We start from the raw sequence: 26,323 nt of genomic DNA on the forward strand, positions 1-26,323 counted from the left end.
CGGTCTCCCGATTATTGTTCGTCTTCCAATGGATGGCAGGGCTTGCAGCCGGTCGGCCAGGGTTCCCCCAGATCCTCGACGAAGCAGGTCCAGGACGGGCTTTCCAGCCGGATGCAGGCGCCGCCGGCAAAATTCAGGATCAGGGCACCCTCCGCCGCCTCGACGGAGAGCAGTTCCAGGATCTGCGCGCGGTCCCTCAGGTCGAGGCCGCGGAGCTTCACGGCCTTCACCCCTTCGATACGCACGCCGCAGTTGACGCGCTCGAAGGGCGTGAGGTCGTCGTCGTCGGCGGTGGGGCCGGGACGCCGCCTATCGGCCGTTTCCCACTTGAAGCGGTTGGCCACCAGCACGAAGCGCGCCTCTTCGGGCAGGAAGCACATGTCGCCGATCGGCAGGATGGCGTCCTGCAGACAGGCGGAGACGACTTTCAGATCCTCGGCATCCTGGGCGCGCAGGCGGATCGGCGTGGCGGTCATGAGCTTCCCTTCGCTGTGGACGGCTGAGCGGGCGCAGGACGCCGTCAGTCGTCCTCCGCCCGGATGCGTTCGATGTCCGCGCCGCAGGCCGCCAGCTTGTCCTCCAGCCGCTCGTAGCCGCGGTCGAGGTGGTAGACGCGGTTGACCGTCGTCTCCCCTTCCGCCGCAAGACCGGCCAGGACCAACGACACCGACGCGCGGAGATCCGTCGCCATAACGGGCGCGCCGGTCAAACGCTCCACACCCCGGACGAGGGCGGAGGAACCGTGCACCGTGATGCGGGCTCCCATGCGGGTCAGCTCGGGCGCGTGCATGAACCGATTCTCAAATATGGTCTCGGTGATCATGCCGGCACCCCTGGCCGTGCACATCAGGGCCATCATCTGGGCCTGAAGGTCGGTGGGGAAGCCGGGATAGGGCTCGGTCATCACGTCCACGCCGACCAGCTCGCCGTTGGCGCGGGAGACGCGAATCCCCGTCTGGCCATTGGTCTCGATCTCGGTGAACTCCACGCCCGCCGGGACCAGGGCGGTCACCGCCGCCTTGATCAGGTCCATGCGGGTGTTCAGGATGTCCAGCGTGCCGCCGGTCATCGCCGCCGCCATGGCGTAGGTGCCGGTCTCGATGCGGTCCGGCACCACCATGTGGCGGGCGCCGTTCAGCCGGTCCACGCCGACGATGGTCAGCCGGTCGGTGCCGATGCCGGTGATCTTGGCGCCCATCTTGACGAGGCATTCGGCGAGGTCGGTGACCTCCGGCTCGCGGGCGGCGTTGACCAGGACGGTGGTGCCGCGGGCCAGCGTGGCGGCCATCAGCAGGTTCTCGGTGGCGCCCACCGACACCTTGGGGAAGACATACTCGGCACCACGCAAACCGCCCTGCGGCGCCTTGGCGACGATGTAGCCGCCCTCGATGCGGATGTCCGCCCCCATGGCCTCCAGGCCTTTGATGTGCAGGTCCACCGGGCGCGCGCCGATGGCGCAGCCACCGGGCAGCGACACCTTGGCCTCGCCGCAGCGGGCGAGCAGCGGGCCGAGCACCAGGACGCTCGCCCGCATCTTGCGGACGAGGTCGTAGGGGGCCGTGGTGTTGGTGATGTCGCGGGCGGTGAACTCCACCACGCGGCCGGCGCAATCCCCGCCCGCCCCGGCCATGTGGATCGCGACGCCGTGCTGGAGCAGCAGGTTGCACAGCGTGTTGATGTCCGCGAGGATCGGCAGGTTGGTGAGCGTCAGCGTCCCGTCGGTGAGGAGCGCCGCGGTCATCAGGGGCAGCGCCGCGTTCTTGGCGCCCCCGACCGTGATCGACCCGTGAAGGGGCTTGCCGCCGCGGATGCGGATCTTGTCCATGAAGCTGTCTTGTCCGGTCAGATGCTGTCGAAAAGGCCGAAGCCCGGCGGATTAGGCCATCTTGCGGGTCCGAGGGTCCGGCGACAGGCCCATCGTCGGCGGACGTCTCGGGTCATACGGGGATTGAATCTGTCAGGCGTTGTAGCGGAGCATGCGGGCGCGCTCAAGGGATGGAATTGAGGCTTTTTTCATGGAAGCCCTTCTCCCGTTGCACAGGAAAGGACCGATTGCGTGACACAGGACAGCGCCCAGGGCAGCGCACAGGACAGCATGGCGGCCGGCCTGACCCTCTCCCTCTCCGGGCGGCTCGACCCGGACGAGGTGAAGCAGATCCACGGGGAGCTGCGCGCCTTCAACGAGCGCTTCACCGCCCCCTACGACCTGCGGGACATCCTGGCGACCGTCCGCGATGCGGACGGGGCGCTGATGGCCGGGCTGACCGGCTACACCAACTGGGAGTGGCTGTATGTGGACTATCTGTGGGTCCATGACAGCCGACGCGGCAGCGGGCTCGGCGCCCGCCTGCTCGCCGCCGCGGAGGAGGAGGCGGTGAAACGCGGCTGCCGCTGGTCGCGCCTCTACACCTACGATTTCCAGGCGCCGGGCTTCTACCGCAAGCAGGGCTACGAGGTGTGGGCGGAGATGGAGGGCTATCCGCCGGGGCACACGCAGGTCTGGCTCAGGAAGGCTCTGCGGCGGGACGGGGAATAGCCTGCACGGCGGACTCGTTGCGCTTCAGGAAGACGATCACCGCGCAGACCACCGCCATTCCGGCGAGTTGGGGCGGCTCGAAGCGCTCTCCCAGCAGCAGGAAGGCCGTCACCCCGGCGAAAACGGGATCGAGCATGCCGATCACCGTCGCCGGGAACGGCTCGATGGTCTTCAGACCCTCCAGATAGAGCCAGTAGGGCGCCACCGTGCCGAACACCCCGATGAACAGGACGAAACCGACCGTCTCCCAGGTCACCTCGACCGCCGCGTAATCAATAGCTGGAGTGGCGAGCAGCCAGAACAGCGCCGACAGGAAGAAGGGCCAGAAGGTCATCGACCAGCTGTTCAGCCCCCTGCGATGCCCGTGGGCGCAGCGGACGTTGTAGGCGGCGAAGCACACGGCGCTGAGCATGCCCACCGCCGCCCCCAGCGCGTTCCCCGACCACAGGGCCGGATCATAGGCGCCGACCAGCAGGAAGCAGCCGGCGGCGTTGCCCGCCAGAATGAGCGCGACCGCCCGGTTCATCCGATGGGTGCCCAGCACCAGCCCGGCGGCCACGATCAGCATGGGCGCGGTGTATTCCAGCATCAGGGCCAGCGCCACGTTGGTCAGGGCGATGGCGTAGAAGAAGGTCAGGTTGACCAGCGTCAGCCAGACGGCCAGTTCCGCCAGGAACGGCAGATCCGCCCGCCGCACCCGGATCGGCCGGCCGAGGGTCAGCATGATCAGAGCCAGCACGGCGGCGGACACCATGGCGCGCACCGCGATCATGACCAGCGGCGGCATGGAGGCGACGAACATCATCTTCGCCGCCGTCCCGGCCACGCCGAACAGCAGCGCGGAGGCGACGATGCAGCCATAGCCCCACAGGCGCGTCCGCGCCAACTCAACCGCCATGGCCCTGCCCTGCCCCGTTCCAGATCGGCGGCAACGATACCGTGTGACCAACGCCGAACCGATGCGGCAAATGCGTCACCGGCCTTGTGACGGTCAGCCCGGCTGGCCGTCCTTCTCCCGCCCGCGCGCCTGCTCCTTGCGCTTGCGCAGGTTCTCGCGCAGGCGGGCGGCGAGCCGGTCCTGCTTGTCGTCCTTCTTCGGCTGGATGGCGGCGGGACTCTTGGTCTGATCTTCCGTGGTCATGCGGCGCTCGCGGCAAGCGGGGCCGGGGCGGCGGCGCTGCCCCAGCGGCGGTTCCAGTCCTGGAACATCAGCACGTTCCAGAGCCGGTGCTGGTTGTTGCGGGTCCCGGCCAGATGCTCCGCCCAACAGGCGCGGATCGGCGCGGGGTCGAAGAAGCCTTCCCGGCGCAGCCGCCCCTCGTCCAGCAAATCCTCCGCCCAGTCGCGCAGCGGGCCGCGCAGCCAGCCGTCCAGCGGGATGGCGAAGCCGGCCTTGGGCCGCTCCACCAGGGCCGGCGGGACATGGCGGTAGAGCACTTGGCGCAGCAGCCACTTGCCCTTGCCGTCGCGCAGCTTCTGCGCTTGCGGCACGCGCCAGGCGAACTCCACCACCCGATGGTCGAGCAGCGGCACGCGCGCCTCCAGCGACACGCCCATGCTGGCGCGGTCCACCTTCGCCAGGATGTCGTCCGGCAGGTAGGTGACGCTGTCGAGATGCTGCATGCGCTCGACGAAATTGGGGATGCCCGCCGCCAGCCCGTCGTCCCAGGCCGGTTCGTGCGGCTCCCGCCCGCCACGGACCAGCGCGTCGGGGGCCTGCCATTGGCTGACCAGACGGCGGTAGATGGCGTCCGGCCCGGCGGCGTCCAGCACGCCGGCGAGCTTGTGCAGCTTGTCGCCGGTCTGGCGCGGGCGGCGCCCCTCGGGGATCAGCCCGGCCAGCGCGTCCCAGCCGGCGGGACGGACGGCGCGGATCAGCCCGGCCGCGCCGCGCCGCAGCCCGGCGGGCAAAGGCGCCATGCGCCGCCACAAAGCCGGCGCCGTGAGGTAGCGGTTGTAGCCGGCGAACAGCTCGTCCCCGCCGTCGCCGGACAGGGCCACGGTCACGGAACGCCGGGTCATCTCCGACACCAGCAGCGTCGGAATCTGCGAGCTGTCGGCGAAGGGCTCGTCGTACCAGTCGGCCAGCTTGGGGATGACCTCCAGCGCGTGGCGGGCCTCCACCCGAAGCTCGGTGTGCTCGGTGCCGAGATGGGCGGCGACGGCGCGGGCGTGCACCGCCTCGTCGTAGCCATCCTCGCCGAAACCGATGGTGAAGGTGCGCACGGGCCGCGCGCTCTGCGCCTGCATCAGCGCGACGACGGTGGAGCTGTCGATCCCGCCGGACAGGAAGGCGCCCAGCGGCACGTCGGCCATCATCTGCCGACCGACCGCGTCCTTGAGCAGCGATTCCAGCGCGTCCGTCGCGTCGTCGTCGGACAGCGACAGCCGGTCGGCGATGCCGGCCCGCGCCGCAGCGCCGGCGTCCCAATAGACGGTGCGCTCGGGTTCGCGCCCCGGACGGACGGTCAGGATGCTGCCCGGCTCCAGCTTGCGGACGCCCTGGTAAATGCTGTGCGGCGCCGGGACGTAGCTGAAGCGCAGATAGGCGGACAGCGCGTCGCGGTCGACCTCCGCCGCGAAGGCGGGATGGGCGCGCAACGCCTTGGGTTGGGAGCCGAACAGCAGCGCTTCGCCCATCCGCGCCCAGTAGAGCGGCTTCACCCCCAGATGGTCGCGCACCAGAAAGAGCGTGCGCTCGCGGCGGTCCCACAGGGCGAAGGCGAAGATGCCGACCAGCCGCCGCACGGTGCGCTCGACGCCCCAGGCGGCGCAGCCCTCCAGCAGCACCTCCGTGTCCGAATGGCCGCGGAATTGGTGGCCGGCGGCTTCGAGTTCCGCCCGCAGGTCCTGGAAATTGTAGATTTCGCCGTTGTAGGCGATCACCCAGCGCCCGTCCGCCGATTCCATCGGCTGGCGGCCCAGCGGCGACAGTTCCACGATGGCGAGCCGCCGGTGGCCGAGCGCGATCCCGGCCTCCCCATCGGCCCACACGCCGTCCCCGTCGGGACCGCGGTGCGCGATGGTGTCGGCCATGCGCCGTGCTGTGGCCTCAAGCCCGGACTCGAAGCCCGGGCCGGCCAGGAAGCCGCAGATGCCGCACACGGCGCGTGCCCTCGCCCTTAGTGGTCGGACCGATGCAGGATGCTGTCGCGCAGACCGGTCTCGTAGGCCATGCCCTCGGCGGTCACGACCCCGTAACCGGCATCGCGGCGCAGCATGCCCTTGCGCTCGAGGATGGTCCAGACGGCCTCGTTGGTCAGGCCGGTGGCGTCGCGGGAGGCGACGACCGCGCTGCCCAGATGAAAGTGGTTGCCATGGGCGTGCGGCAGGTTGGTGACCTGGAAGGCCCCCTCCTCGCCCTCGACCGGCTTCTGCTCCAGACGGGCGAGTTCCTGAAGGAGGGTCAGCGTCTTGAGCTGCAGCGGGTTGAGGTTCGCGGGATTCTTCTTCGGCGGCATGGATGTCCGGCTCGGCAACGTGATTAAGGTTGCGGCAGTAGATCGGGTGCGCCCGGCGGCTGTCAAGCGGTGGAGGATTTTTGCGGACTGGCATCCGGTCACCGGGTCGGGCATAAGACGAGCTGTTGACGCGCGCGTGACGGCCCGAGCAGGGGGCTGGCCGGCGCGCGCCTGTCAGGGGTGGTGGATATGACGATCGTGGTCACCGGCGCGGCCGGTTTCATCGGCTCGCACGTCGCGGCGGCGCTGCTGGATCGCGGCGAGACGGTGTTGGGGATCGACAACCTCAACGACTACTATTCCGTGGCGCTGAAGGAGGCGCGGCTGGCCCGCCTCGCCGACCGGCCCGGCTTCCGCTTCGTCAAGGCCGACGTGTCCGACCGCGCGGTGGTCGAGGCGCTGGCCCCCGACTTCGCGGCGGCGACCGGCGTCGTGCATCTGGCTGCCCAGGCCGGGGTGCGCTACTCGCTGGAGAACCCCTACGCCTATGTGGACGCCAACGTCACCGGGCAGGTGGCGATGCTGGAAGCCGCCCGGCGCATGCCGAAGCTGAAGCATTTCGTCTACGCCTCCACCTCCTCCGTCTACGGCGCCAACAAGAAGATGCCCTTTTCGGTGGAGGACCGTGTCGACTCCCCGATGTCCATCTACGCCGCCACCAAGAAGGCGGCGGAGATGATGACTTATGCCTATTGCCATCTCTACAAGATGCCGGCGACGGGCCTGCGCTTCTTCACCGTGTACGGGCCCTGGGGCCGTCCGGACATGGCCGCCTACCTGTTCGCCGACGCCATCATGGCGGGCCGCCCGATCCGCGTCTTCAACGAGGGGCGGATGAAGCGCGACTTCACCTTCGTCGAAGACATCGCGGCGGGCGTGCTGGCGGCGTTGGACCGCCCGGCGGCTCCCGACGCCAATGGGGCGCCGCACGCCGTTTACAACCTCGGCAACAACCGGACCGAGGATCTGATGCGCTTCATCGGCATCATCGAGGAGGCGTTGGGGCGCAAGGCCAACATGACCATGGAGCCGATGCAGGCCGGGGACGTGCCGGAAACCTCCGCCGACATCGAGGCGAGCCGCCGCGATCTCGGCTATGAGCCGACCACCTCCATCGAGACCGGCCTGCCCCGCTTCATCGCGTGGTACAAGCGCTACCACGGCCTCGCCTGAGTTCCGCCGTTCCGCCCCGCCCGTCCGAGACCCGCACCGTGTCCGTGAAACCAAAGCTGATCTACCTCGTCACCGAGGACTGGTATTTCTGGTCGCATCGGCTGCCGATGGCCCGCGCCGCGCGCGACTCCGGCTTCGACGTCGCAGTGGCCGCCCGGATCGACCGGCATGGCGACCGCATCGCCGCCGAGGGCTTCCGCGTGCTGCCGCTGTCCTGGCAACGGCGCAGCGTCAACCCGGTGGGCGCCCTGTCCGACGTGGCGGAGATCGCCGCCCTGTATCGCCGGGAAGCGCCGGACATCGTCCATCACGTGGCGGTGAAACCGGTCGTCCTGGGCGGGCTGGCGGCGTGGCAAGCCGGTGTTCCCGCCGTGGTGAACGCCCTGGCCGGGCTCGGCACGATGTTTCTCGGCACCGGCGGCGCCAAGGCGCGGCTGGCCGGGCTGCTGGCGAAGCCGGTCCTGGGCTGCATGCTGCGCCGTCCCAACAGCGTCACCATCCTGCAGAACGAGGACGACCGCCGGACCCTGCTGGAGCAGCGTCTGCTCACCCCGGACAAGACCTGCATCATCCGCGGTTCGGGCATCGACACGGCGCACCACGCCGTCCTGCCCGAACCGCCGGAGCCGCCGGTGACGATCGGCTGCGCCGCCCGCCTGCTCGCCAACAAGGGCATGGACCGGCTGGTCGAGGCGCACGGCCGTCTGCTGGAGAGGGGGCTGGACGTGCGGCTGATCCTGGCCGGCCAACCCGACCCGGCGAACCCCACCTCCTTCCCGCAGCCGGTTCTCGATGGCTGGGCCGCCCGCCCGAACGTCGAGCTGGCGGGCCATCTGGACGACATCCGCGATCTGTGGCGACGCTGCCACGTCGCCGTGCTGCCGACGCTGGGCGGCGAAGGGTTGCCGAAAAGCCTGCTGGAGGCCGCGGCCTGCGGGCGGGCCATCGTCGCCACCGACGTGCCGGGCTGCCGCGAGGTGGCGCGCGCGGGCGAGAACGCCCTGCTGGTCCCACCCGGCGACGTGGCGGCCCTGGCCGACGCGCTGGAGGTCCTGGTGCGCGACGCCGCCCTGCGGCGGCGGTTCGGCGCGGCCAGCCGGCGGCTGGTCGAATCCGACATGGCGGCCGACCGGGTGGGCGCCAAGACGGTCGAGCTGTACCGCCGCCTGCTGGCCTCGGCCCAGCCCGGCACGGACCCGGTCGCGGAGGCGTCATGACCGGCCCATTGGCCCCGCTTCTCGCTTTGTGCGGCAGTTTCGCGCTGTCCTGGCTGCTCACCGGGCGGGTGCTCGCCTATTTGCGGCGCAAGGCGATCCTCGATCACCCGAACGACCGCTCCAGCCATTCCATCCCGACGCCGCGCGGCGGCGGTTGGGGCGTGATGCTGACCCTGCTGCCCGCCTGGGCGGTCATCGCCGCGACGGCGGACGATCCGCTGCGGGCGTTGCCGATCCTCGTCGGGGCGGTGGCGCTGATGGCCGTCTCCTGGATGGACGACCGGCGCGGGCTGGGTCCGGCGCCGCGCTTCCTCGCCCAGATCGCCGCGGTGGTCGCCGGGCTGATCGCTCTTCCCGGGGGCGCGCTTCCCGGCGAGGGGCTGGTTTTCCAGGGGCTGCTGCCCTTCTGGGCGGACCGGCTGGTGGCCGCGGTCGGCTGGCTGTGGTTCGTCAACCTGTTCAACTTCATGGACGGCATTGATGGGCTGGCCGGCGGCGAGGCGGCGTCCATCGGCGCCGGGCTGGCGCTGGTCGCCGCGTTCGGTGCGCTCGACCCGGCGTTGGCCCTCTACGGCTTGGCCGCGGCGGGGGCGGCGCTGGGCTTCCTGATGTGGAACTGGCACCCCGCCAAACTCTTCATGGGCGATGTCGGGAGCGTGCCGCTGGGCTTCACGCTGGGCTGGCTGCTGCTGGCCCTGGCGGCGTCGGGGCTGTGGGTCGCCGCCCTGCTGATCCCTGCCTATTTCCTGGCCGACGCCACCGTCACCCTGCTGCGCCGTCTGGCCGAGGGCAAGAAGGTCTGGCAGGCCCACCGCGAGCATTTCTATCAGAAGGCCACCCAGCGCGGACGCAACCACGCGCAGGTGGTGCGGCTGGTCCTGGCGCTGAACGCCGCGCTGCTGCTGCTGGCCGTGGCGTCGCTGGCGCTCGGTTGGGTGGTGCTCCCGGCGGGCGCCGCGGCGGTCGTGCTGCTGCTGGCCCTGCTGGCGCGGCCCGTGCGGGCGGCGGCGTGATGCGCGTCCTGGTCACCGGGGCCACCGGCTTCGTCGCGCGGACGGTCATCCCTCTGCTGGTGGCGCGTGGGCACAGCGTGCGCGCCGTGGTCCGCCAAAAGGGAGATGGCCGCCCTGACGTCGCGGTTCCGCAGGCGGCGGAGACCGTCACCATCGGCGACATCGGCCCCTCCACCGCCTGGGGCAACGCGCTCCAGGGCATGGACGCGGTGGTCCATCTGGCCGCCCGCGTCCATGTCATGCGCGACCGCGAGTCCGACCCGCTGGCCGCCTTCCGCCGCGTCAACACCGCCGGCACCCGCGTGCTGGCCGAGGCCGCCGCGGCGGCCGGCGTCAAGCGCATGGTCTATCTCAGCAGCGTCAAGGCGCTGGCCGACGAGAGCCGCCCGGACGAGCTGAGCGAGGAGACGGAGCCCGACCCGCACTCCCCCTATGGCATCTCCAAGCTGGAGGCGGAGCGGGCTCTGGCCGAGATTTCCACCCGCACCGGGCTGGAGGTCGTGGTGATCCGTCCGCCACTGGTCTATGGCCCTGGCGTGGGCGGCAATTTCCTGCGGCTGATGCAGGCGGTGGACCGCGGCATCCCCCTGCCGCTGGGCGCCCTGGAGAACCGGCGCAGCCTGATCTTCGTGGGCAATCTCGCCGACGCCATCCAGGAATGCCTGACCCACCCGCAGGCGGCGGGCGGGCGGTTCCTGGTCCATGACGGGCGCCCGATGTCGACGGCGGAGCTGGTGCGCGCCATCGCGGAGGCGCTGGGCAAGCCCGCGCGCCTTCTGCCCGTCCCGCCCTCCGTGCTGGCGCTCGCCGCGCGGCTGGCCCGGCGCGAGGCGATGCTGGACCGCGTCGCCGGCTCGCTGGTGATCGACGACGGGGCCATCCGCCGGGCGCTGAACTGGCGCCCGCCCTGTTATCCCGCGTACGGCTTGCGCCTGACCGCCGAATGGTTCAATGCTGTGCGCGGCTGAACGGCCATCATGGTCCGAGGGTTGCCCGAAAGGGAACAGCCCCCGGCAAAGCGATATTCCAAGGTAAAGCGCATGCGCATCCTGTCCCCGCGGGCGTCACTCGTCTACCTGCACGACCTGACGATGACGGCCGTTTCCCTGGTTGTGGCGCTGTATCTGCGCGTGGGCCAGCAGGCGTTCAACGAATACAGAGACCCGCTGCTGACGGGGCTGCCCATTCTGGTGCTGATCGGCGCGGTGGCGTTCCGCTTCTCCGGGCTGTACCGCGGCATCTGGCGCTACGCCTCGGTGCCCGACCTGGCCCAGCTCCTGCGCGCGGTCACGATGGTCGTGCTGTGCTTCGTCGCGGTCATGTTCCTGCTGACGCGGCTGGAATCCCTGCCGCGCTCCCTGCCGGTGATCCTGTGGTTCGTGCAGCTCGTCCTGCTGGGCGGCCCGCGCTTCGCCTACCGCCTCGTGAAGGACCGCCGGCTGGGCCTGCATGACCGGGATTCGACGGGGGTGCCGCGCATCCCTGTGCTTCTGCTGGGCGTCAGCGACGCGGCGGAGCTGTTCATCCGCTCGCTGGACCAGAACGCCGGCGCCGCCTACCGCGTCGTCGGCCTGCTCGACGACAAGAACCGGCGCATCGGCCACGCCATCCGCGGCGTGCCGGTGCTGGGCGGCCCCGACGATCTGCCCCGTGTGGTGGAGGAGTTGGCGCAGCGCGGCGACCGCCCGCAGCGGCTGATCGTCGCCAAGGGCCAGGCCGATGTGACCGGCACCGTCCTGCGCGACCTGCTGGAGCAGGCGGAGTCCCTCGGCCTGTCCATGGCCCGGTTGCCCAGCCTGACCGAGTTCAAGTCGGCGCTGGGCGAAGGCAAGATCGAGGTGCGCCCGATCGCGCTGGAGGACCTGCTGGGCCGTCCCCAATCGGTTCTCGACCGCGGCGCCATTGCCAGCTTGGTGACCGGGCGCCGCGTCGTCGTCACCGGGGCGGGCGGCACCATCGGCAGCGAGCTGGTCCGCCAGATCGCCGCCCTCGAACCGGAGACGCTGACCCTCGTTGACGCCGGGGAGTTCAACCTCTACACCATCGAGATGGAGATGCGGGAGCGCTTCCCCGCCCTGGCGCTCCAGGCGGTGATCGCCGACGTGCGTGACCGCGACCGCATCTTCCGCCTGTTCCAGGCGCAGCGCCCTCACATGGTCTTCCACGCCGCCGCGCTGAAGCATGTGCCGCTGGTCGAGGCCAACCCGGCCGAAGGTGCGCTGACCAACGTCATCGGCACCCGCAACGTCGCCGACGCGGCGCGGGCGGGTGGCTGCCAGGCGATGGTCCTGGTGTCCACCGACAAGGCGATCCGCCCGACCAGCGTGATGGGCGCCACCAAGCGCTTCGCCGAATGCTACTGCCAGGCGCTCGACATGCTGCCGCCGCGCGACGGCGGCGAGACGGCGACCCGCTACATGACGGTCCGCTTCGGCAACGTGCTGGGCTCCAGCGGGTCGGTGGTGCCGCTGTTCACTCGCCAGCTCGCCAAAGGCGGCCCGCTGACCGTCACCCACCCCGACATGCGCCGCTATTTCATGACGGTGCGCGAGGCGGTGGAACTGGTGCTCCAGGCGTCGGCCCACGGCGTCGCCCGCGCGGAGGAGCGCGGCAAGGTGCTGGTGCTCGACATGGGCGAGCCGGTGAAGATCGTCGATCTCGCACGGCAGATGATCCGGTTGGCCGGCTATCGTCCGGGCGAGGACATCAAAATCGAGTTCACCGGCCTGCGCCCCGGCGAGAAGCTGTTCGAGGAGATCCTGACCTCGGCGGAGGCACCGTCGCGCACGGAGGCCGACGGTGTGTTCCTGGCCTCCCCGCGGGTGATCGACTACGCCCTCATCAACCGCGCGCTGGGCGAACTGGAAACGGCGGCGCGGGCCGGGGATGCGGAGCGGGTGATGACGATCCTGTCCAACATCGTCCCAGATTTCCGCGCCGAGGCGGTCCTGCCGCCGCCGAGCGCCTTCAACGCCGCGGCGGGGAGCGAAGCCGGGGCGCTGAACCAGGGCGGCGCCAACTGACCAGCACGGAAACGGGCGTGACCATGGGCGGGGGATTTCCCCGCCCATTTTTCTTTGCGGATAAGGTGCTTCCCCGCTTGCATCGGCGCAGAGCCTGTGGCATAACCCGCGCCACTTCGACGGTTGGCCGCAAGTTCTTCCCGGCCTGCAACACCGTCCCGGCGCTGCCGTAGCTCAGTGGTAGAGCACTCCCTTGGTAAGGGAGAGGTCGAGAGTTCAATCCTCTCTGGCAGCACCATTCCCCCTCCTTGTTGTTTCCTTGCAAATGCTGAAGCGCAGCCGTTGTCCGGCTTGCGTGGCTTTTTGCGTTCTGCGTTTGGGCGCGCATTGGGCCTTACCCCGACCCCGGCCCTCCCCCGCTGTCGCGGGAGAGGGTGCCTTCTGCTAAGCGGCAGCACTCCCTTCCCCTGCGAAGCTCTCGCGCAAACCAAAGGTTCGCGCTGACGCGGCAGGCGGACCTTCGGTCCGCCGAGAGCGGGGGAGGATTAGGGAGGGGGCAAGGCTCGCCAATTTCAGCAATTCCCCTACCCCAAAGAAAAACGCCGCCCCGGATCGCTCCGGAGCGGCGTTTTCCCTGGAACCCGGACGGGCGCCGTCGTTAGTCGACGACGGTCACGCCACGGCGGTTCTGCGCCCAGGAGGCCTCGTTCGAGCCGAGGACCGCCGGCTTCTCCTTGCCGTAGGAGATGACCTTGACGCGCGAGGCGTTGATGCCGCCGGCGACGAGGTAGTTCTTCACCGAGTTGGCGCGACGCTCACCCAGGGCGAGGTTGTACTCGCGGGTGCCGCGCTCGTCAGCGTGGCCTTCGATGGTCACGGTGACGTTCGGGTACTGCTTCAGCCAGGAAGACTGACGGTCCAGGGTGGCGCGAGCCTCCGGAGCCAGGTCGTAGCGGTCGAGACCGAAGAACACGCGGTCGCCGACGTTGACGACCAGGTCTTCCTGCGAGCCCGGGCGGATGCTGGACTGGGTGGCGGCGCCATTGCCCGAAGCGTTGCCGGCATCCTTCGGAGCGGTTTCGCAAGCGGCAACCAGAGCGACGGCCGCGATCAGGCTCAGATACTTGATACGCATGTCTAATGACCCCCTAAGCGACACGAGATGTTTTTGACCGGATTGTGGAGGAAGAACGGCGCCGACTTCCGCCAGACCCCGACGGAAGTACCGACTTCCGGCCTTCGTCTTGAGCGACGTTCTTGCGCGCGCAAAATAGGGCTACTCCACTAGGGAATCAAGGGCGACCATGCGGGATCGGAGCCGTCGAGCGGAGTGATCACACGGCGTTCGTTTGCCCCGGTCACGTCGATCGTGTAGAGCTTCGCGCTTCGCCCACGCCCGTCCCCGGCCGGAACGTCGCGGAAGAAGCTCAGCACGCGGCCGTTCGGCGCCCAGGTTGGGCCTTCGACGTGGAACGACTCGGTCAGGATGCGCTCGCCGGTGCCGTCCGGACGGATCACGCCAAGCGCGAAGTTGCTGCCCCGCTGCCGGGTGAAGGCGATCAGGTCGCCGCGCGGCGACCACACCGGCGTGCCGTAGCGGCCCTCCCCGAAGGTCAGGCGCTTCGGCCCCGAACCGTCCGCGTTCATGATGTAGAGCTGCTGGCTGCCGCCGCGGTCCGACTCGAAGACGATGCGCTGGCCGTCCGGCGAATAGCTGGGGCCGGTGTCGATGCCCGGCGAATCGGTGAGCTGGGTCTGGCGGCGGGTCCGCAGGTCCAGGGCGTAGATGTCGGTGTTGCCGTTCTGCGCCATGCTCATGATGACCTTGTTGCCGTCCGGCGAGAAGCGCGGGGCGAAGGTCATGCCAACGAAGTCGCCGAGGACTTCCTGGCGGCCGCTGTCGATGTTGAACAGGTACACGCGCGGCTTCTTGTTGAAGTACGACATGTACGTGATTTCCTGGGTCGCCGGCGAGAAGCGCGGCGTCAGGACGAGGTTCTTGCCGTCGGTCAGGAACTGGTGGTTCTCACCGTCCTGGTCCATGATGGCGAGCTGCTTCTTGCGCGCGTTGGCCGGGCCGGATTCGGCCACATAGACGATGCGCGTGTCGAAATAGCCCTCCTCGCCGGTCAGCCGCTTGTAGATGGCGTCGGCGACGATGTGGGCGATGCGGCGCCAGCTGTCGGCGGTCGCGGTGTAGCTCAGCCCCTGCATGTACTGGCCGGCGGCGACGTCCCACAGGCGGAAGTCGACCTTCATGCGGCCGTCGCCCATGGCGGTGGTGTTGCCGGCGACCAGCGCCTGGGCGCCGACGGCGCGCCAGTCCTGATAGCGCGGCTCGCCGGAGCGGAGCTGGTCCGGGGTCTGCAGGAAGCCCTTGGGGTCGAGCGGACGGAACAGGCCCGACCGCTCCAGGTCGGCGGCGACCACCTTGGAGATGTCCGAACCGACCTGCGCCTCGCGCCCGCCGGCTCCGGCGAAGCTGGTGATGGCGATCGGCAGCGGCTCGACCACGCCCTTGGTGATGTCGATTCGCACCTCGGCGCGGGCCGGGGCGGGCGCCGCGACGCCGAGGGCGAGCAGCAGGGCGCCGGCGCAACCGGCGGCCTTCAGCAGGAGCCTCGTCTTCTTCGTCATCGTCAGAACATGTCCCTCGGGTCGAAATTGAACACGAAGTAACGCCACTCTTCATACCGGGCGGGCGTGAAGTCGCCGGAAAATTCGCTGATGGGCAGGGGGCTGGCCCGCTTCACCGCGCGCAGCGCGGCGTCGGCCGATGCCCGGAAGGCCGCGTCCGACATGTAGCGGGAGCGGTACTTCTCGTTGATCGTCGCGTTCAGCACCGAACCGTCGCGGCCCAGCTCAACGATGATCTCCACCTGCATGTTCCCGGCGTCCTTGCGGCCCGGGTCGAAGTTCCAGTTCTTGCTCACCGCGCCGCGGATGCCGTCGATGGCGCGGCCCGACGGCTTGAACGGCTTGTCGGGGCCGTTCACCGCCTTGGCGGCCCCTGAGGGCGCCTGCGACGCGGCGGCCTGCTGGGTCGGCTTGGCGTCGGCCTTGCTCTCCGAGGCCGCCGGCTTGGCCGGGGCGTTCTTCTGAACGTTCTTCAGAAGGTCGGCCAGCGCGTCGGTCTTCTCCGGCGGCTTCTCCGGCTTCTTCGGCTCGGCCTTCGGCGCCTCCGGCTTGGCCGGCTCGGGCTTCTTGGGCTCGGGCTTGGGCGGTTCCGGTTTGGCCGGTTCCGGCTTCGGCGGTTCGGGCTTCTTCGGCTCCGGCTTCGGAGGCTGCGGCTTCGGTTCCGGCTTGGGCTCGGGCGGCTTGACCACCGGCGCCGGCTCCGGATCGGGCGGCGGCGGGGGCGGAGTCGGCCGGGGCGGCGGCGGCGGTTCGCGCGCCGGGGGCGGCGTCACCTGGGCGACCTTGGGCGGCTCCGGAACCTTCGGCTCGGGCCGGGGCGGCGGCGGGGGCGGCGGCTCGCTGGCCGGTTCCGGCGGCGCGGGGGCCGGCGGACTCGGCTTGGCCTCGGGCACCGGCGGCTTCGGGGCCGACGGCTTGGGCTCGCCCTTGTCGACGCGCGCGGCCTGGGTCACCTCGCCCATGTCCACGATCTCGATCGGGATGGACTCGGGGATGTCCAGCTTGCGATCGCTGGGCGGCATGCCGAGCACGAACAGCGCGACCAGCGCGACGTGCAGCGTTGCCGAGGCGATCAGGGGTTTGCGCATGGGTCAGCCTTCAACTCGCCGTGGCGTCTCAGCGCTGCGCCGAGCCGCCGACGCGCGGCCCGGTGGCGCCCGGCCCGCTGGGCATCTCGGCGACCAGCCCGACCTTCTTGAAGCCGGCGGCGCTCATGGTGCCCATCACCTCCAGCATCTTGCCGTAGGCGATCTTCGCGTCGCCGCGCACCAGGATGCGGGCGTCTGGGTTGTTGTTGGTGACGGCGATCAGCAGCGGCACCATGTTGGCCGTCTCCACCGCCGTCTCCTGCACATAGACCCGGCCGTCGGACTGGACGGTCACGAACAGCGGGTCCTTCTGCGCCTCCAGCGGGGCGGCGTTGGTCTTCGGCAGATCCACCGGCACGCCGACGGTCAGCAGCGGTGCCGCGACCATGAAGACGATCAGCAGCACGAGCATGACGTCGATGAAGGGCGTCATGTTGATGTCGGCCATCGCGCGGTATCCGCGGCGGCGGCCTCGTCCGTGGCCGCCCTTTCCTGCGAGCTGGGCTCCCATGTCAGGCGGCTCCCCGCTCCTCGAGGTGGCGCGACAGGATCGCCGAGAACTCGCCCGAGAAGGTCTCCAGCCGGTCGGCGTAGCGGCCGAGGTCGGTGGTGAACTTGTTGTACGAGATCACGGCGGGAATGGCGGCCACGAGACCCAGCGCCGTGGCGAACAGCGCCTCGGCGATGCCGGGGGCGACGACGGCGAGGCTGGTGTTGCCCGACGCGGCGATGGAGGTGAAGGAGTTCATGATGCCCCACACCGTGCCGAACAGGCCGATGAAGGGGGCCGTCGAACCGACCGACGCCAGGAAGGTCATGTAGCGTTCGGCGCGCAGCATCTCGCGCCCGATGGTCACCGACATCACGCGCTCGACCCGCTGCTGCAGCGAGCCCTTCATGGAGCCGATGCCGCGGTCGGCGGCGTGGCGCCATTCGCGCATGCCGGCGGCGAAGGTCGCCGACATCGGATCGGTCGGGTTCTGGCCGATGCGATCGTACAGCGCGTCCAGCGAACCGCCGGACCAGAAGCTTTCCTCGAAGGCGTCCGCCTGCGCGTTCAAGCGGCGGATGCGCATCAGCTTCTCGATGATGATGGCCCAGCACCACACCGAGGCAACCAGCAGCATCAGCATCACGACCTTGACGATCATGTCGGCCTGCCAGAACAGGCCCCACATCGTGATGTCGTGAGCCTTCGCCGCGGCCCCGACCACCTGGGCGGAATTCAGATCCATCGCAGTCAGTCTCGCTTCTGCCTTTTGTACAAATCGAAGAGCGCCTCGCGGACCGGCGCCGGAAGGCGCGCGGGACGTCCGGCCCGGTTACCGGTCAAATTGATCATCGCCAGCTGAATCACCGCCCGCGCGAGGTCACGGCCGTCGCGACGGACAAGTTGTGCAACTGCGAAGGAGGCACCGCCGGTATCGGTGATTCGCGTCACCACTTCAAGCGTATCCTCGAGCTTTGCGGGAGCGACAAAATCGATCTCCGCCCGTCGTACCGCAAATGACACACCGTCGCTTTCGGCCAGCCCGGCGTTGGTGAATCCGGCCAGCCGCAGCATCTCGGTGCGCGCCCGCTCGAAGAAGCGCAGGTAGTTGGCGTGATACACCAGACCCCCGGCGTCCGTGTCCTCGTAGTAGACCCGCAAGCGCAGCCTGTGCTGCGCGTTCTCGTCAAACCAGCCCGAGAGATTTGGCTGCGGAGCCAGGGCGGCGTCAGACATCGCCGTCCTCCGGGTCCGGGTTGGCCTCCGACAGCCGGTCCAGCAGGTCGAACTGCCGCGTCGGCGCCGAGGGTGGGTTGAGGCCCAGATAGCGGAAGCCCTGGTCGGTCAGCATGCGCCCGCGCGGGGTCCGCTGCAGGAAGCCCTGCTGGATCAGGTAGGGCTCCACCACCTCCTCCAGCACGTCGCGCTGCTCGCCGAGCGCGGCGCCCAGCGTGTCCACGCCAACCGGGCCGCCGCCGTAGTTGTTGGCGATGATGCCCAGATAGCGCCGGTCCATGCTGTCGAGGCCGAGCCGGTCGACCTCCAGCCGGGTCAAGGCGGCGTCGGCGATGCGCGCGTCCACCTCCGGCACGCCGGCCACCGCGGCGAAGTCGCGCACCCGGCGCAGCAGCCGGCCCGACACGCGCGGCGTCCCGCGCGACCGGTTGGCGATCTCCCGCGCCCCTTCCGGCGTGATGAGCATGTTGAGCACGCCCGCGGCGCGGCGGACGATCAGCTCCAACTCGTCCGGCTCGTAGAACTGCAGCCGCACGGGAATGCCGAACCGTTCACGCAGGGGGCGCGTGATCAGGCCGGACCGGGTCGTCGCGCCGACCAACGTGAAGGGCGGCAGGTCGATCCGGATGGACCGCGCCGACGGGCCTTCGCCGATGATGAGGTCGAGCTGGAAATCCTCCATAGCGGGATAGAGCACCTCCTCCACGGCGGGATTAAGGCGATGAATCTCGTCGATGAAGAGGACGTCGTGCGGCTGCAGGTTGGTCAGCAGCGCGGCGAGGTCGCCGGCCCGCGCGATGACCGGGCCGGAGGTCGCGCGGAAGCCCACCCCCAGCTCGCGCGAGACGATCTGGGCCAGCGTCGTCTTGCCGAGGCCCGGCGGGCCGAACAGCAGCACATGGTCCAGCGCCTCCCCGCGGGAGCGGGCGGCCTGGATGAAGATCGACAGGTTCTCGCGCGCCTGCCGCTGGCCGATGAACTCGGCGAGCGAGAGCGGGCGGATCGAGGCTTCACCGGAATCGCCGGCGCCCCGCCCCGGCTGCACCAGCCGGTCGGGATCGGTGCCGTTCTGGTCGGCGGTCATTGGCTGAGTTCCTTAAGGCCATGGCGGATCAGCTCCGACACGCCGGCCCCGTCGCCCAGCTTGCGCCCGGCGGCCACGACGGCGCCGAACGCCTCCGACCGCCCGTAGCCGAGGTTGACGAGGGCCGAGACGGCGTCCGCCATGACCATGTTGTCGGGGCCGCCCGCCGTCGGCGCCGCCTTGCCGCCCGCCGCCGGAGCGGCGGAGGCCGAGGCGCCGAGGGTGAGGTTGCCCACCTTGTCCTTCAACTCGTTGACGATGCGCGCGGCCACCTTCGGCCCCACGCCGTCGGCGCGGGTGAGCGCCGTCTTGTCCTGCGCGGCGATGGCGCGGGTGAGCTGGTCGGGGTCCAGCACGCCGAGGATCGACAAGGCGAGGCGCGAGCCGACGCCCTGGATGGTGGTCAGCAGCCGGAACCAGTCGCGCTCGCCGGCATCGGCGAAGCCGTAGAGGGTGATCCGGTCGTCGCGGATGAAGGTCTCGACGACCAGCGCCCGCCGCTCCCCCACCGCCATGCGCGACAGCGTGCGGTTTGAACAGGCGACTTGGTAGCCGACCCCGTTGACGTCCACCACCACCCAGTCGGTCCCGACCGAATCCACGACACCGGTGAGCTTGGCGATCATGGAAGTGACTCCCTACCGGACGGCTGGCGCCGCAGAATGGTTGTTTCGTCGAGGCGGGCCTTGATCGTTTCAAGGACCCCGTCCAGGTTCTCGTTCAATTCGTTGTTCCAGAAGCGCAGCACGCGGAAACCCGCCTGCTCCAGCATGCGGGTCCGGCGCTGGTCCTGTTCGACGCGATCCGCATGCTGTCCACCGTCCAGTTCGATGACCAGACGGTGGTCGTGGGCCACGAAGTCCACCGTAAAGCCCAATATCGGTTCCTGACGGCGGAATTTCGCCCCCATCTGGGCGTTCCGCAGCCGCTGCCACAGCAACTTTTCGACGTCCGTGGAATCACGCCGCAACTGCCGTGCCCGAACGGTCTGAACCTCGGACGGCTTCTTTTGCGCCAGGACTCCCCACTCCCCCTCTCCCCCCCGGGGAGAGGGTTGGGGTGAGGGGGGAACGCCGCCCATTTTGCCGCGCGCCAGAAGTTGCACCCCCCCACCCCGCCCTCTCCCCCCCGGGGAGGGGGAAGACGCCGGTGGCCAGGACAGGAGGGACTGGCGGTGATGCGCGTGGCAAATCGCCACGGCGAGCGCGTCCGCGGCGTCCGGCGTGGTGATGGCGCAGCCGGGAAGCAGCAGGCGCACCATGGCCTGCACCTGCGTCTTGTCGGCCCGGCCCTGCCCCACCACGGCCTTCTTCACCATGTTGTTGGCGTATTCCGCCACCGACAGCCCGGCCAACGCCGGAACCAGCAGGGCCACCGCCCGCGCCTGCCCCAGCTTCAGCGTGGAGACCGCGTTGCTGTTGACGAAGGTCTCCTCCACCGCCGCCTCGTCGGGGCGGTAGCGTTCCAGCACCTCGGTCAGCGCCTCGTGAAGCTGGCAGAGCCGCTCGGCGAGCGGACGGCCGTCGTCGGAATGGACGGCGCCGTCCGCCACATGGGTCAGCCGGTTGCCGGACACGTCGATGACGCCCCAGCCGGTGTGCCGCAGGCCGGGGTCCAGCCCCAACAGGCGTACGGGCGGCTGTTGCGCCGCCCCGCTCCTTCCGGCCTGCCCAAGCACCCCGGTTCCCTCCGCTCCGCGGCCTGAGATCAGGCCGTCAGCTTCTGCATCAGCTCGTCGGAGATGTCGAAGTTGCCTTCGACGGTCTGGACGTCGTCGTTGTCCTCCAGCACGTCCAGCAGCTTCAGCAGGCTGGCGGCGGCGTCCTCGGACGGGGCGACGGTGTTCAGCGGCTTCCAGGTCAGGCGCGCGCTCTCCGCACCGCCGAACTTGGCCTCCAGCGCGTCGCGCACGACGGCGAAGTTCTCCACCGTCGTGGTGACCTCATGACCGTTCTCGTCGGACGCCACGTCCTCCGCGCCGGCTTCCAGAGCCACCTCGAACACGGCGTCCGCCGCCGCGGCACCGGCCGGGTAGTAGATCGCGCCGACGCGGCTGAACATGAAGCTGACCGAGTTCGTCTCACCCAGCGAGCCGCCGTACTTGGTGAAGGCGGAGCGCACTTCCGAGGCGGTGCGGTTGCGGTTGTCGGTCAGCGCGTCGACGATCAGCGCGACTCCGCCGGGGCCGTAGCCCTCGTACCGCACCTCTTCATAGTTCGCGTCGTCGCCACCGCCGGGCGTGCCCTGCTTGATCGCGCGGTCGATGCGGTCGCGCGGCATGTTCTGCGTGCGGGCCGCGGTGATCGCGGCGCGCAGGCGCGGGTTGGCCGCCGGGTCCGGCAGGCCGCCCTTGGCCGCCACGGTGATCTCGCGGGCGAGCTTGTTGAAGATCTTCGACCGCTTGGCGTCCTGCGCGCCCTTGCGGTGCATGATGTTCTTGAATTGGCTATGACCGGCCATGCGTCGAACGAGCCCCAGATGGATTCAAAGATACAAGGTCTTGTGAAACAGCTTGGTAAGCGGTGGGACACATGTACCAGTTCTTGTGCGCCACCGCACGCCTTCGGCGCCGGAGACGACACCTACCCATATAGAAAGTCAATATGGCAGTATTGGGGCGCCCCTTTTGCGCTCCACGGGGGCTGGGCCGGCGGTGTCGCTCAGCCCCGCACCGGCACGGACTGGCTCAGCCGCCCGCCCAGCCGCAACGGCTGGATGCTGGTGGCGAGGCCGGTGCGGTCGTCCGTCTCGACGTAGCAGCCGCAGACGGTGGCCTCGCCTTCCGCCGGGCTCAGCCGCTCGGTCGGCAGCTTGCGGATCAGCTTGGCCATGGCGACCTCCTTCTTCATGCCGATGGCGCTGTCATAGTCGCCGCACATGCCGGCGTCGGTCAGATAGGCGGTGCCGCCCTTCATCACCACATGGTCCGCCGTCGGGACATGGCTGTGCGTGCCGACCACCAGCGAGGCCCGGCCGTCGCAGAAATGGCCCATGATCATCTTCTCGCTGGTCGCCTCGCCATGGACGTCGACCAGGATGGCGTCGGCGCCGTTGGGGCCCAGCCGGTGGGCGCGCAGCACCCGGTCCACCGCGGCGAAGGGGTCGTCCAGCGGGTCCATGAACAGGCGCAGCATCACGTTCATGACCAGCACCTTGCGCCCGCCCCGCGCCTGCAGCAGCACGAAGCCGCGCCCCGGAGTGCCTTCCGGGTAGTTCAGCGGGCGGATGATGCGCGGCTGCTGGTCGATCGCCGCGACCAGTTCCTTCTGGTCCCAGCTGTGGTTGCCCAAAGTCACCACGTCCACCCCGGCCGCGAAGAACTCCTCGGCGATCTTGACGGTGATGCCGAAGCCGCCGGCGGCGTTCTCGCCGTTGACCACGGTCAGGTCGGGGTCCAGCCGGTCGCGCAGCATCGGCATGTGCGCGATCACCGCGTCGCGTCCCGTCCGCCCCACCACATCACCGAGAAACAAAAGCCGCATCGTCCCCAACCTTCACTGCGTAAAGCGGAGCGTCTCGCGCTCCGTCAGAATCCAATCGAGCCGCTCGTCGTGCGCCCCGCAGGGCACAGCGTCCATCTCCTGCGCGGCGAAGGCCATCCCGACTGCCAGAATCGGGCCATCGGACGGCGACCGGGCGGCGCGCAGTGCGTCGAGCGTCCGGTCGTAATAGCCGGCGCCGTAGCCCAGACGGTGTCCGCTGCGGTCGAAGGCCAGCATCGGCACCAGCAGCACCGCCGGAACCACCTCGGGCCGGTCGGCGTCCGGCTCCTGGATTCCGTAGCGGCCGGCGGCCAGCGGCTGCGCCGGGTCCCAGTCGCGGAAGGTCAATGCCTGCCCGCGCGGCCCGGACACCGGAAGCGCGATGGAGCGCCCGCCCGTCCTAAGATGGAGCAGCAGAGGCCGTACGTCGAGTTCGGAACCGAGCGGCCAATAGCCGGCGACCGGGCCGTCGGGAATCAGCCCCGGCCGGACCAGCTCCTCCAGGAAGCGGTCGCGCAGGGCGTCCGCGGCAAAAGCGCGCATCCGGTCGTCGCTGAGGGAGTCGCGCCGGGCGCGCGCCTGGGCTCGGGCGGCGTCCTTGGCCGCGCGCGGGTCGGTCATCGTCGCCTGGAAACGTCGGGGAAAATCAGGGGAGAGGCGGAAGGTGCCGCCTTGGCCGTTGGCATTGCTTATCCTCCATGACCTGCAGAGCAGGTGGGCGCCGTGTACCCGGACCAGGGTCCGGACAGGGACAGCTCCCGAGAGTCTAAGATTATCGGCCCTGGGGATTATTGCGACCTGACGAACCAGGCAGCGACCTTCCAAGAGCTAACTTAGGCGCGCTCGAGCCGCGCGGCAACCTCTTCAATGCGCAAGGCGACATTATCCACGGCGGCGGCCACCTCGGCCTCGTTGACCGTGGACAGCGGGGCAAGGCCGCGGCCGGCCATGACGTCCTGCATCTCGTCGGCCATGACGATGGCGGTCAGGACGAGCATCTGCGCTTCCGACCCGGATTTCCCGCCGCCGGTCACCTGCTTCAGCTTGGCGTCGACGAAGCCGGCCAGCTCACGCAGGCGGGCCTCCTGGCCGTCCTGGCAGAAGACGCGGTAGGCGCGCCCGTTCACCTCGATGTCCACCTGGGCCATGGCTCAATTCTCCAGAACCGCTTCGAGACGGCCGATGGCCGCCTCCAGACGCTTCGACACGGTTTCCGCGTTCTCCTGGGCGCGCGCCTGCTCGATGCGGGCCTCGCGCAGGGAATCGCTCAGCTCCTGCTCGCGCTTGGCCACCCGTTCCTCGCGGGCGCACGCGGCATGCTCCAGACGATCCACGGCCTTGGAGAGGCGGTCGAGCGCGGCTTTCAGGGAATCCATGGGCGGGGAACCTTGACGGACGGATGGACGGCTGGCGGGCTGCAGTTCGCACATGCATAAAATGCCGAGCGCTACAGTTGGGCCGGCCATGCCGCCCCGTCAACCGGAATTACGCCGCAGATTGCGGTGGAAACGGCGCCGTCACAATGCGCCGGAAGCCGGACCGCCATCCCCATTCCCGTGTTGACCTGCGCACACGGGTTCTGCATGGTGCGCGCGTCCTGCGGGAAGCCTTGTTTCCCGCCCAATCGGTGTTGCCCGACCCCGTTCGGCCCACGCCGCTCGCTGCCCGCCTGCCCACGGGAACATTCTTCAGGAACCCTGCCCGATGTCCGCTGCTTCCGCCGCCACCCCGCCCGCCCCCATCACCACCATGGCGAACGCCATCCGCGCGCTGTCCATGGACGCGGTGGAGGCCGCGAAGTCCGGCCACCCCGGCATGCCGATGGGCATGGCCGACGTGGCCACGGTGCTGTTCACGCGCTTCCTGAAGTTCAACCCGAAGCAGCCGGCCTGGGCCGACCGCGACCGCTTCATCCTGTCGGCGGGCCACGGCTCGATGCTGATCTACTCGCTGGGCTACCTGACCGGTTATGAGCGGATGACCATCGACGAGCTGAAGCGCTTCCGCCAGCTCGGCAGCCTGACGCCGGGCCATCCGGAGGTCGACCCCTCGCTGGGCATCGAGATGACCACCGGGCCGCTGGGCCAGGGCGTCTCGACCGCCGTCGGTTTCGCTCTGGCGGAGCGGATCACCAATGCCCGCTTCGGCGACGACCTGATCAACCACTTCACCTACGTCATCGCCTCGGACGGCGACCTGATGGAGGGCGTCAGCCACGAGGCCTGCTCGCTGGCCGGCCATCTCGGGCTGAACCGCCTGATCGTGCTGTGGGACGACAACCACATCTCCATCGATGGCCCGACCGACCTCAGCTTCACCGACGACACGCCGGCCCGCTTCCGCTCCTACGGCTGGAACACGGCGACCGTCGACGGCCACGATCCGGACGCCGTCGCCAAGGCCATCGAGGCCGCGCAGACCTCCGACAAGCCGACGCTGATCGCCTGCCGCACCATCATCGGCAAGGGCGCCCCGAACAAGGCCAACACCCACGGCTGCCACGGCTCGCCGCTGGGCGCCGACGAGGTGGCCGCCACCCGTGAGAATCTCGGCTGGCCGCACGAGGCCTTCGTCGTCCCGCAGGACGTGCTGAACGCCTGGCGCGCCGCCGGCACCCGCGCCGACGCCGCCTACGCCGACTGGGCGCAGCGCGTCGCGGCGCTGGACCCGTCCGCCCGCAAGGCGTTCGAGGCGGCCATGGAGCGCGGCGTCCCCGCCGGCCTGGACGAGCTGATCGCCGCCTTCAAGAAGAAGGTGTCGGAGGACAAGCCGAGCTGGGCGACCCGCGTCGCCTCGGGCAACGTGCTCGACGTCCTGGTCCCGGCGGTGCCGGAGATGATCGGCGGCTCCGCCGACCTCACCCCGTCGAACAACACCAAGGCGAAGAACACCGCCGACGTGAAGGGCCGCGGTGAGTTCAACGGCCGCTACGTCCGCTACGGCGTGCGCGAGCATGGCATGGCCACCGTCATGAACGGCATGGCGCTGCACGGCGGCGTCATTCCCTACGGCGGCACCTTCATGCAGTTCGCCGATTACTGCCGTCCGTCGATCCGCCTGGCCGCGCTGATGAAGCAGCGCTCGATCTTCGTGATGACCCACGACTCGATCGGCCTCGGCGAGGACGGCCCAACCCACCAGCCGGTGGAGCATCTGGCCGCTCTGCGCGCCATCCCGAACCTGCTGACTCTGCGCCCGGCCGACGCCGTGGAGACCGCGGAGTGCTGGCAGATCGCCCTGGAGCGCGTCAACGGCCCGTCCGTCCTGGCGCTGACCCGCCAGAACGTGCCGACCCTGCGCACCGAGCACGCGGCGGAGAACCGCTCCGCCCGCGGCGGCTACGTGCTGCAGGAGGCCGAGGGCGAGCGCAAGGTGACGCTGCTCGCCACCGGCTCGGAAGTCTCGCTGGCCGCCGAGGCCCGCAAGGCGCTCCAGGCCGAGGGCATTGGCGCCGCCGTGGTGTCGATCCCGAGCTTCGAGCTGTTCGAGGCGCAGGACGACGCCTACAAGGCGTCGGTTCTGGGCAGCGGCGTCCGCGTCGCGGTCGAGGCCGCCGTCCGCCAGGGCTGGGACCGCTGGCTGGGCTATCCGGGCGCCACGGCCGTCGCCTTCGTCGGCATGAGCGGCTTCGGCGAGTCGGCCCCCTATCAGGAACTCTACAAGCACTTCGGCATTACCGCCGAGGCCGTGGTCGCCGCGGCGAAGGCGCGCCTGTAAAAGAGCGAGCTTTCGTGGGATCGGGCTCCGGGCCGACGGCCCGGGGCTGACAATGACCGCCCCGGACCACACATCCGGGGCCGGGAGTTACCGCCCCAAGCCGGATGGTTCGGGGTCGGGGAATGCCAGACTGGAGGAAAAACAATGGCTGTTCGGGTAGCGATCAACGGTTTTGGCCGTATCGGCCGTCTGGTTCTGCGGGCCATCTACGAGAGCGGCCGCAACG

General features: G+C 69.7%; 28 protein-coding genes, 1 tRNA gene, 1 other RNA gene and 1 pseudogene. 9 read left to right on the forward strand and 22 right to left on the reverse strand.

Features of this window, described 5'->3' with window-relative positions; genetic code table 11:
• Positions 1 to 11: 11 nt before the first annotated feature.
• Together H0B54_RS04940 and murA are read right to left on the reverse strand one after the other, a co-directional pair.
• Positions 12 to 476 carry a DUF2948 family protein gene (locus tag H0B54_RS04940; protein WP_188259454.1) on the reverse strand — a complete coding sequence of 155 codons (465 nt, stop codon included), beginning with the start codon at positions 474 to 476 and terminating at the stop codon, positions 12 to 14.
• Positions 477 to 520: 44 nt separating this feature from the next.
• Positions 521 to 1,825, reverse strand: coding sequence for a UDP-N-acetylglucosamine 1-carboxyvinyltransferase (gene murA / locus H0B54_RS04945; protein ID WP_014240528.1), 1,305 nt, complete (start codon positions 1,823 to 1,825; stop codon positions 521 to 523).
• 231 nt (positions 1,826 to 2,056) lie between these two features.
• On the opposite strand from murA, the gene H0B54_RS04950 reads away from it, so the two are divergent.
• Positions 2,057 to 2,536 carry a GNAT family N-acetyltransferase gene (locus H0B54_RS04950; RefSeq protein ID WP_343068896.1) on the forward strand — a complete coding sequence of 160 codons (480 nt, stop codon included), beginning with the start codon at positions 2,057 to 2,059 and terminating at the stop codon, positions 2,534 to 2,536.
• On the opposite strand, the gene H0B54_RS04955 is transcribed toward H0B54_RS04950, so the two are convergent.
• The 4 genes from H0B54_RS04955 to H0B54_RS04970 all read right to left on the reverse strand — a co-directional run bounded on the left by H0B54_RS04955 (position 2,505) and on the right by H0B54_RS04970 (position 5,997).
• Entirely contained in the window at positions 2,505 to 3,434 is a 930-nt protein-coding gene (locus tag H0B54_RS04955) for an EamA family transporter (protein ID WP_188259455.1), read from the reverse strand. The two genes, H0B54_RS04950 and H0B54_RS04955, sit on opposite strands and share 32 nt — an antisense overlap.
• 93 nt (positions 3,435 to 3,527) lie before the next feature.
• On the reverse strand, positions 3,528 to 3,677 hold the full coding sequence (locus tag H0B54_RS04960; protein WP_188259456.1) for a hypothetical protein: 150 nt from the start codon (positions 3,675 to 3,677) through the stop codon (positions 3,528 to 3,530).
• Positions 3,674 to 5,641, reverse strand: coding sequence for an asparagine synthase (glutamine-hydrolyzing) (gene asnB, locus H0B54_RS04965; RefSeq protein WP_188259457.1), 1,968 nt, complete (start codon positions 5,639 to 5,641; stop codon positions 3,674 to 3,676). The genes H0B54_RS04960 and asnB overlap by 4 nt, the downstream gene beginning before the upstream one ends.
• 17 nt (positions 5,642 to 5,658) lie before the next feature.
• Positions 5,659 to 5,997: a hypothetical protein gene (locus H0B54_RS04970; protein WP_014240524.1), complete on the reverse strand. Its 339-nt coding sequence runs from the start codon at positions 5,995 to 5,997 to the stop codon at positions 5,659 to 5,661.
• Between the two features lie 189 nt (positions 5,998 to 6,186).
• Between H0B54_RS04970 and H0B54_RS04975 the strand changes: the two genes are divergently transcribed.
• The 6 genes from H0B54_RS04975 to H0B54_RS05000 all read left to right on the forward strand — a co-directional run bounded on the left by H0B54_RS04975 (position 6,187) and on the right by H0B54_RS05000 (position 12,661).
• The gene (locus tag H0B54_RS04975) at positions 6,187 to 7,170 is read left to right on the forward strand and encodes an SDR family NAD(P)-dependent oxidoreductase (RefSeq protein ID WP_188259458.1); all 984 of its coding nucleotides are present in this window, start codon (positions 6,187 to 6,189) and stop codon (positions 7,168 to 7,170) included.
• A 38-nt stretch (positions 7,171 to 7,208) separates the two neighbouring features.
• Positions 7,209 to 8,387 (forward strand): glycosyltransferase family 4 protein, encoded by a 1,179-nt coding sequence (locus tag H0B54_RS04980; protein ID WP_343068897.1) that lies wholly within the window; start codon positions 7,209 to 7,211, stop codon positions 8,385 to 8,387.
• Complete coding sequence (locus H0B54_RS04985; protein ID WP_188259459.1) at positions 8,384 to 9,400, forward strand: MraY family glycosyltransferase; 1,017 nt, start codon at positions 8,384 to 8,386, stop codon at positions 9,398 to 9,400. Before H0B54_RS04980 ends, H0B54_RS04985 begins: the two co-directional genes overlap by 4 nt.
• Positions 9,400 to 10,368, forward strand: coding sequence for an NAD-dependent epimerase/dehydratase family protein (locus H0B54_RS04990; protein WP_188259460.1), 969 nt, complete (start codon positions 9,400 to 9,402; stop codon positions 10,366 to 10,368). The genes H0B54_RS04985 and H0B54_RS04990 overlap by 1 nt, the downstream gene beginning before the upstream one ends.
• A 72-nt stretch (positions 10,369 to 10,440) precedes the next feature.
• Complete coding sequence (locus H0B54_RS04995) at positions 10,441 to 12,423, forward strand: polysaccharide biosynthesis protein (protein WP_188259461.1); 1,983 nt, start codon at positions 10,441 to 10,443, stop codon at positions 12,421 to 12,423.
• Between the two features lie 163 nt (positions 12,424 to 12,586).
• Positions 12,587 to 12,661: transfer RNA gene (locus H0B54_RS05000), tRNA-Thr, on the forward strand.
• 360 nt (positions 12,662 to 13,021) lie between these two features.
• Here the strand turns inward: H0B54_RS05000 and pal are convergent.
• From pal to H0B54_RS05075, 16 genes and pseudogenes are all read right to left on the reverse strand, one after another.
• Positions 13,022 to 13,498: a peptidoglycan-associated lipoprotein Pal gene (gene pal / locus H0B54_RS05005; protein ID WP_094307342.1), complete on the reverse strand. Its 477-nt coding sequence runs from the start codon at positions 13,496 to 13,498 to the stop codon at positions 13,022 to 13,024.
• 149 nt (positions 13,499 to 13,647) lie between these two features.
• A complete protein-coding gene (gene tolB, locus H0B54_RS05010; protein ID WP_094307343.1) occupies positions 13,648 to 15,000 on the reverse strand; it encodes a Tol-Pal system beta propeller repeat protein TolB in 1,353 nt (450 codons plus the stop codon).
• 2 nt (positions 15,001 to 15,002) lie between these two features.
• Positions 15,003 to 16,088, reverse strand: a complete 1,086-nt coding sequence (locus tag H0B54_RS05015; RefSeq protein WP_188259462.1) for a TonB C-terminal domain-containing protein — start codon at positions 16,086 to 16,088, stop codon at positions 15,003 to 15,005.
• A 28-nt stretch (positions 16,089 to 16,116) separates the two neighbouring features.
• On the reverse strand, positions 16,117 to 16,599 hold the full coding sequence (gene tolR / locus H0B54_RS05020) for a protein TolR (protein ID WP_014240514.1): 483 nt from the start codon (positions 16,597 to 16,599) through the stop codon (positions 16,117 to 16,119).
• A 1-nt stretch (position 16,600) separates the two neighbouring features.
• Positions 16,601 to 17,323 (reverse strand): protein TolQ, encoded by a 723-nt coding sequence (gene tolQ / locus H0B54_RS05025; protein WP_094307519.1) that lies wholly within the window; start codon positions 17,321 to 17,323, stop codon positions 16,601 to 16,603.
• A 5-nt stretch (positions 17,324 to 17,328) separates the two neighbouring features.
• Positions 17,329 to 17,814, reverse strand: coding sequence for a tol-pal system-associated acyl-CoA thioesterase (gene ybgC, locus H0B54_RS05030; RefSeq protein WP_188259463.1), 486 nt, complete (start codon positions 17,812 to 17,814; stop codon positions 17,329 to 17,331).
• Positions 17,807 to 18,898 carry a Holliday junction branch migration DNA helicase RuvB gene (gene ruvB, locus H0B54_RS05035; RefSeq protein ID WP_188259464.1) on the reverse strand — a complete coding sequence of 364 codons (1,092 nt, stop codon included), beginning with the start codon at positions 18,896 to 18,898 and terminating at the stop codon, positions 17,807 to 17,809. The genes ybgC and ruvB overlap by 8 nt, the downstream gene beginning before the upstream one ends.
• Entirely contained in the window at positions 18,895 to 19,524 is a 630-nt protein-coding gene (gene ruvA, locus H0B54_RS05040) for a Holliday junction branch migration protein RuvA (RefSeq protein ID WP_188259465.1), read from the reverse strand. Before ruvA ends, ruvB begins: the two co-directional genes overlap by 4 nt.
• Positions 19,521 to 19,979 carry an endonuclease domain-containing protein gene (locus H0B54_RS29640; protein ID WP_246472343.1) on the reverse strand — a complete coding sequence of 153 codons (459 nt, stop codon included), beginning with the start codon at positions 19,977 to 19,979 and terminating at the stop codon, positions 19,521 to 19,523. The genes ruvA and H0B54_RS29640 overlap by 4 nt, the downstream gene beginning before the upstream one ends.
• A gap of 39 nt (positions 19,980 to 20,018) precedes the next feature.
• A pseudogene (ruvC, locus tag H0B54_RS29645) lies at positions 20,019 to 20,576 on the reverse strand (crossover junction endodeoxyribonuclease RuvC); the annotation flags it as partial.
• Positions 20,577 to 20,605: 29 nt separating this feature from the next.
• Positions 20,606 to 21,358, reverse strand: coding sequence for a YebC/PmpR family DNA-binding transcriptional regulator (locus tag H0B54_RS05050; RefSeq protein WP_094307524.1), 753 nt, complete (start codon positions 21,356 to 21,358; stop codon positions 20,606 to 20,608).
• Positions 21,359 to 21,558: 200 nt separating this feature from the next.
• Entirely contained in the window at positions 21,559 to 22,380 is an 822-nt protein-coding gene (locus H0B54_RS05055) for a TIGR00282 family metallophosphoesterase (protein WP_188259467.1), read from the reverse strand.
• A 12-nt stretch (positions 22,381 to 22,392) separates the two neighbouring features.
• A complete protein-coding gene (locus H0B54_RS05060) occupies positions 22,393 to 23,001 on the reverse strand; it encodes a 5-formyltetrahydrofolate cyclo-ligase (protein WP_188259468.1) in 609 nt (202 codons plus the stop codon).
• Between the two features lie 39 nt (positions 23,002 to 23,040).
• Positions 23,041 to 23,200: non-coding RNA, 6S RNA (gene ssrS / locus H0B54_RS05065), on the reverse strand.
• Positions 23,201 to 23,213: 13 nt separating this feature from the next.
• Positions 23,214 to 23,528 (reverse strand): cell division protein ZapA, encoded by a 315-nt coding sequence (locus H0B54_RS05070; protein ID WP_014240504.1) that lies wholly within the window; start codon positions 23,526 to 23,528, stop codon positions 23,214 to 23,216.
• Between the two features lie 3 nt (positions 23,529 to 23,531).
• Positions 23,532 to 23,756 (reverse strand): hypothetical protein, encoded by a 225-nt coding sequence (locus tag H0B54_RS05075; RefSeq protein ID WP_188259469.1) that lies wholly within the window; start codon positions 23,754 to 23,756, stop codon positions 23,532 to 23,534.
• Positions 23,757 to 24,084: 328 nt separating this feature from the next.
• On the opposite strand from H0B54_RS05075, the gene tkt reads away from it, so the two are divergent.
• The gene (gene tkt / locus H0B54_RS05080) at positions 24,085 to 26,097 is read left to right on the forward strand and encodes a transketolase (RefSeq protein ID WP_188259470.1); all 2,013 of its coding nucleotides are present in this window, start codon (positions 24,085 to 24,087) and stop codon (positions 26,095 to 26,097) included.
• A gap of 144 nt (positions 26,098 to 26,241) precedes the next feature.
• The coding region (locus H0B54_RS30165) for a glyceraldehyde 3-phosphate dehydrogenase NAD-binding domain-containing protein (RefSeq protein ID WP_188259490.1) at positions 26,242 to 26,323 on the forward strand (82 nt) is incomplete at its 3' end.

The sequence above is a fragment of the Azospirillum tabaci genome, assembly GCF_014596085.1.
GTDB classification, from domain to species: domain Bacteria; phylum Pseudomonadota; class Alphaproteobacteria; order Azospirillales; family Azospirillaceae; genus Azospirillum; species Azospirillum tabaci.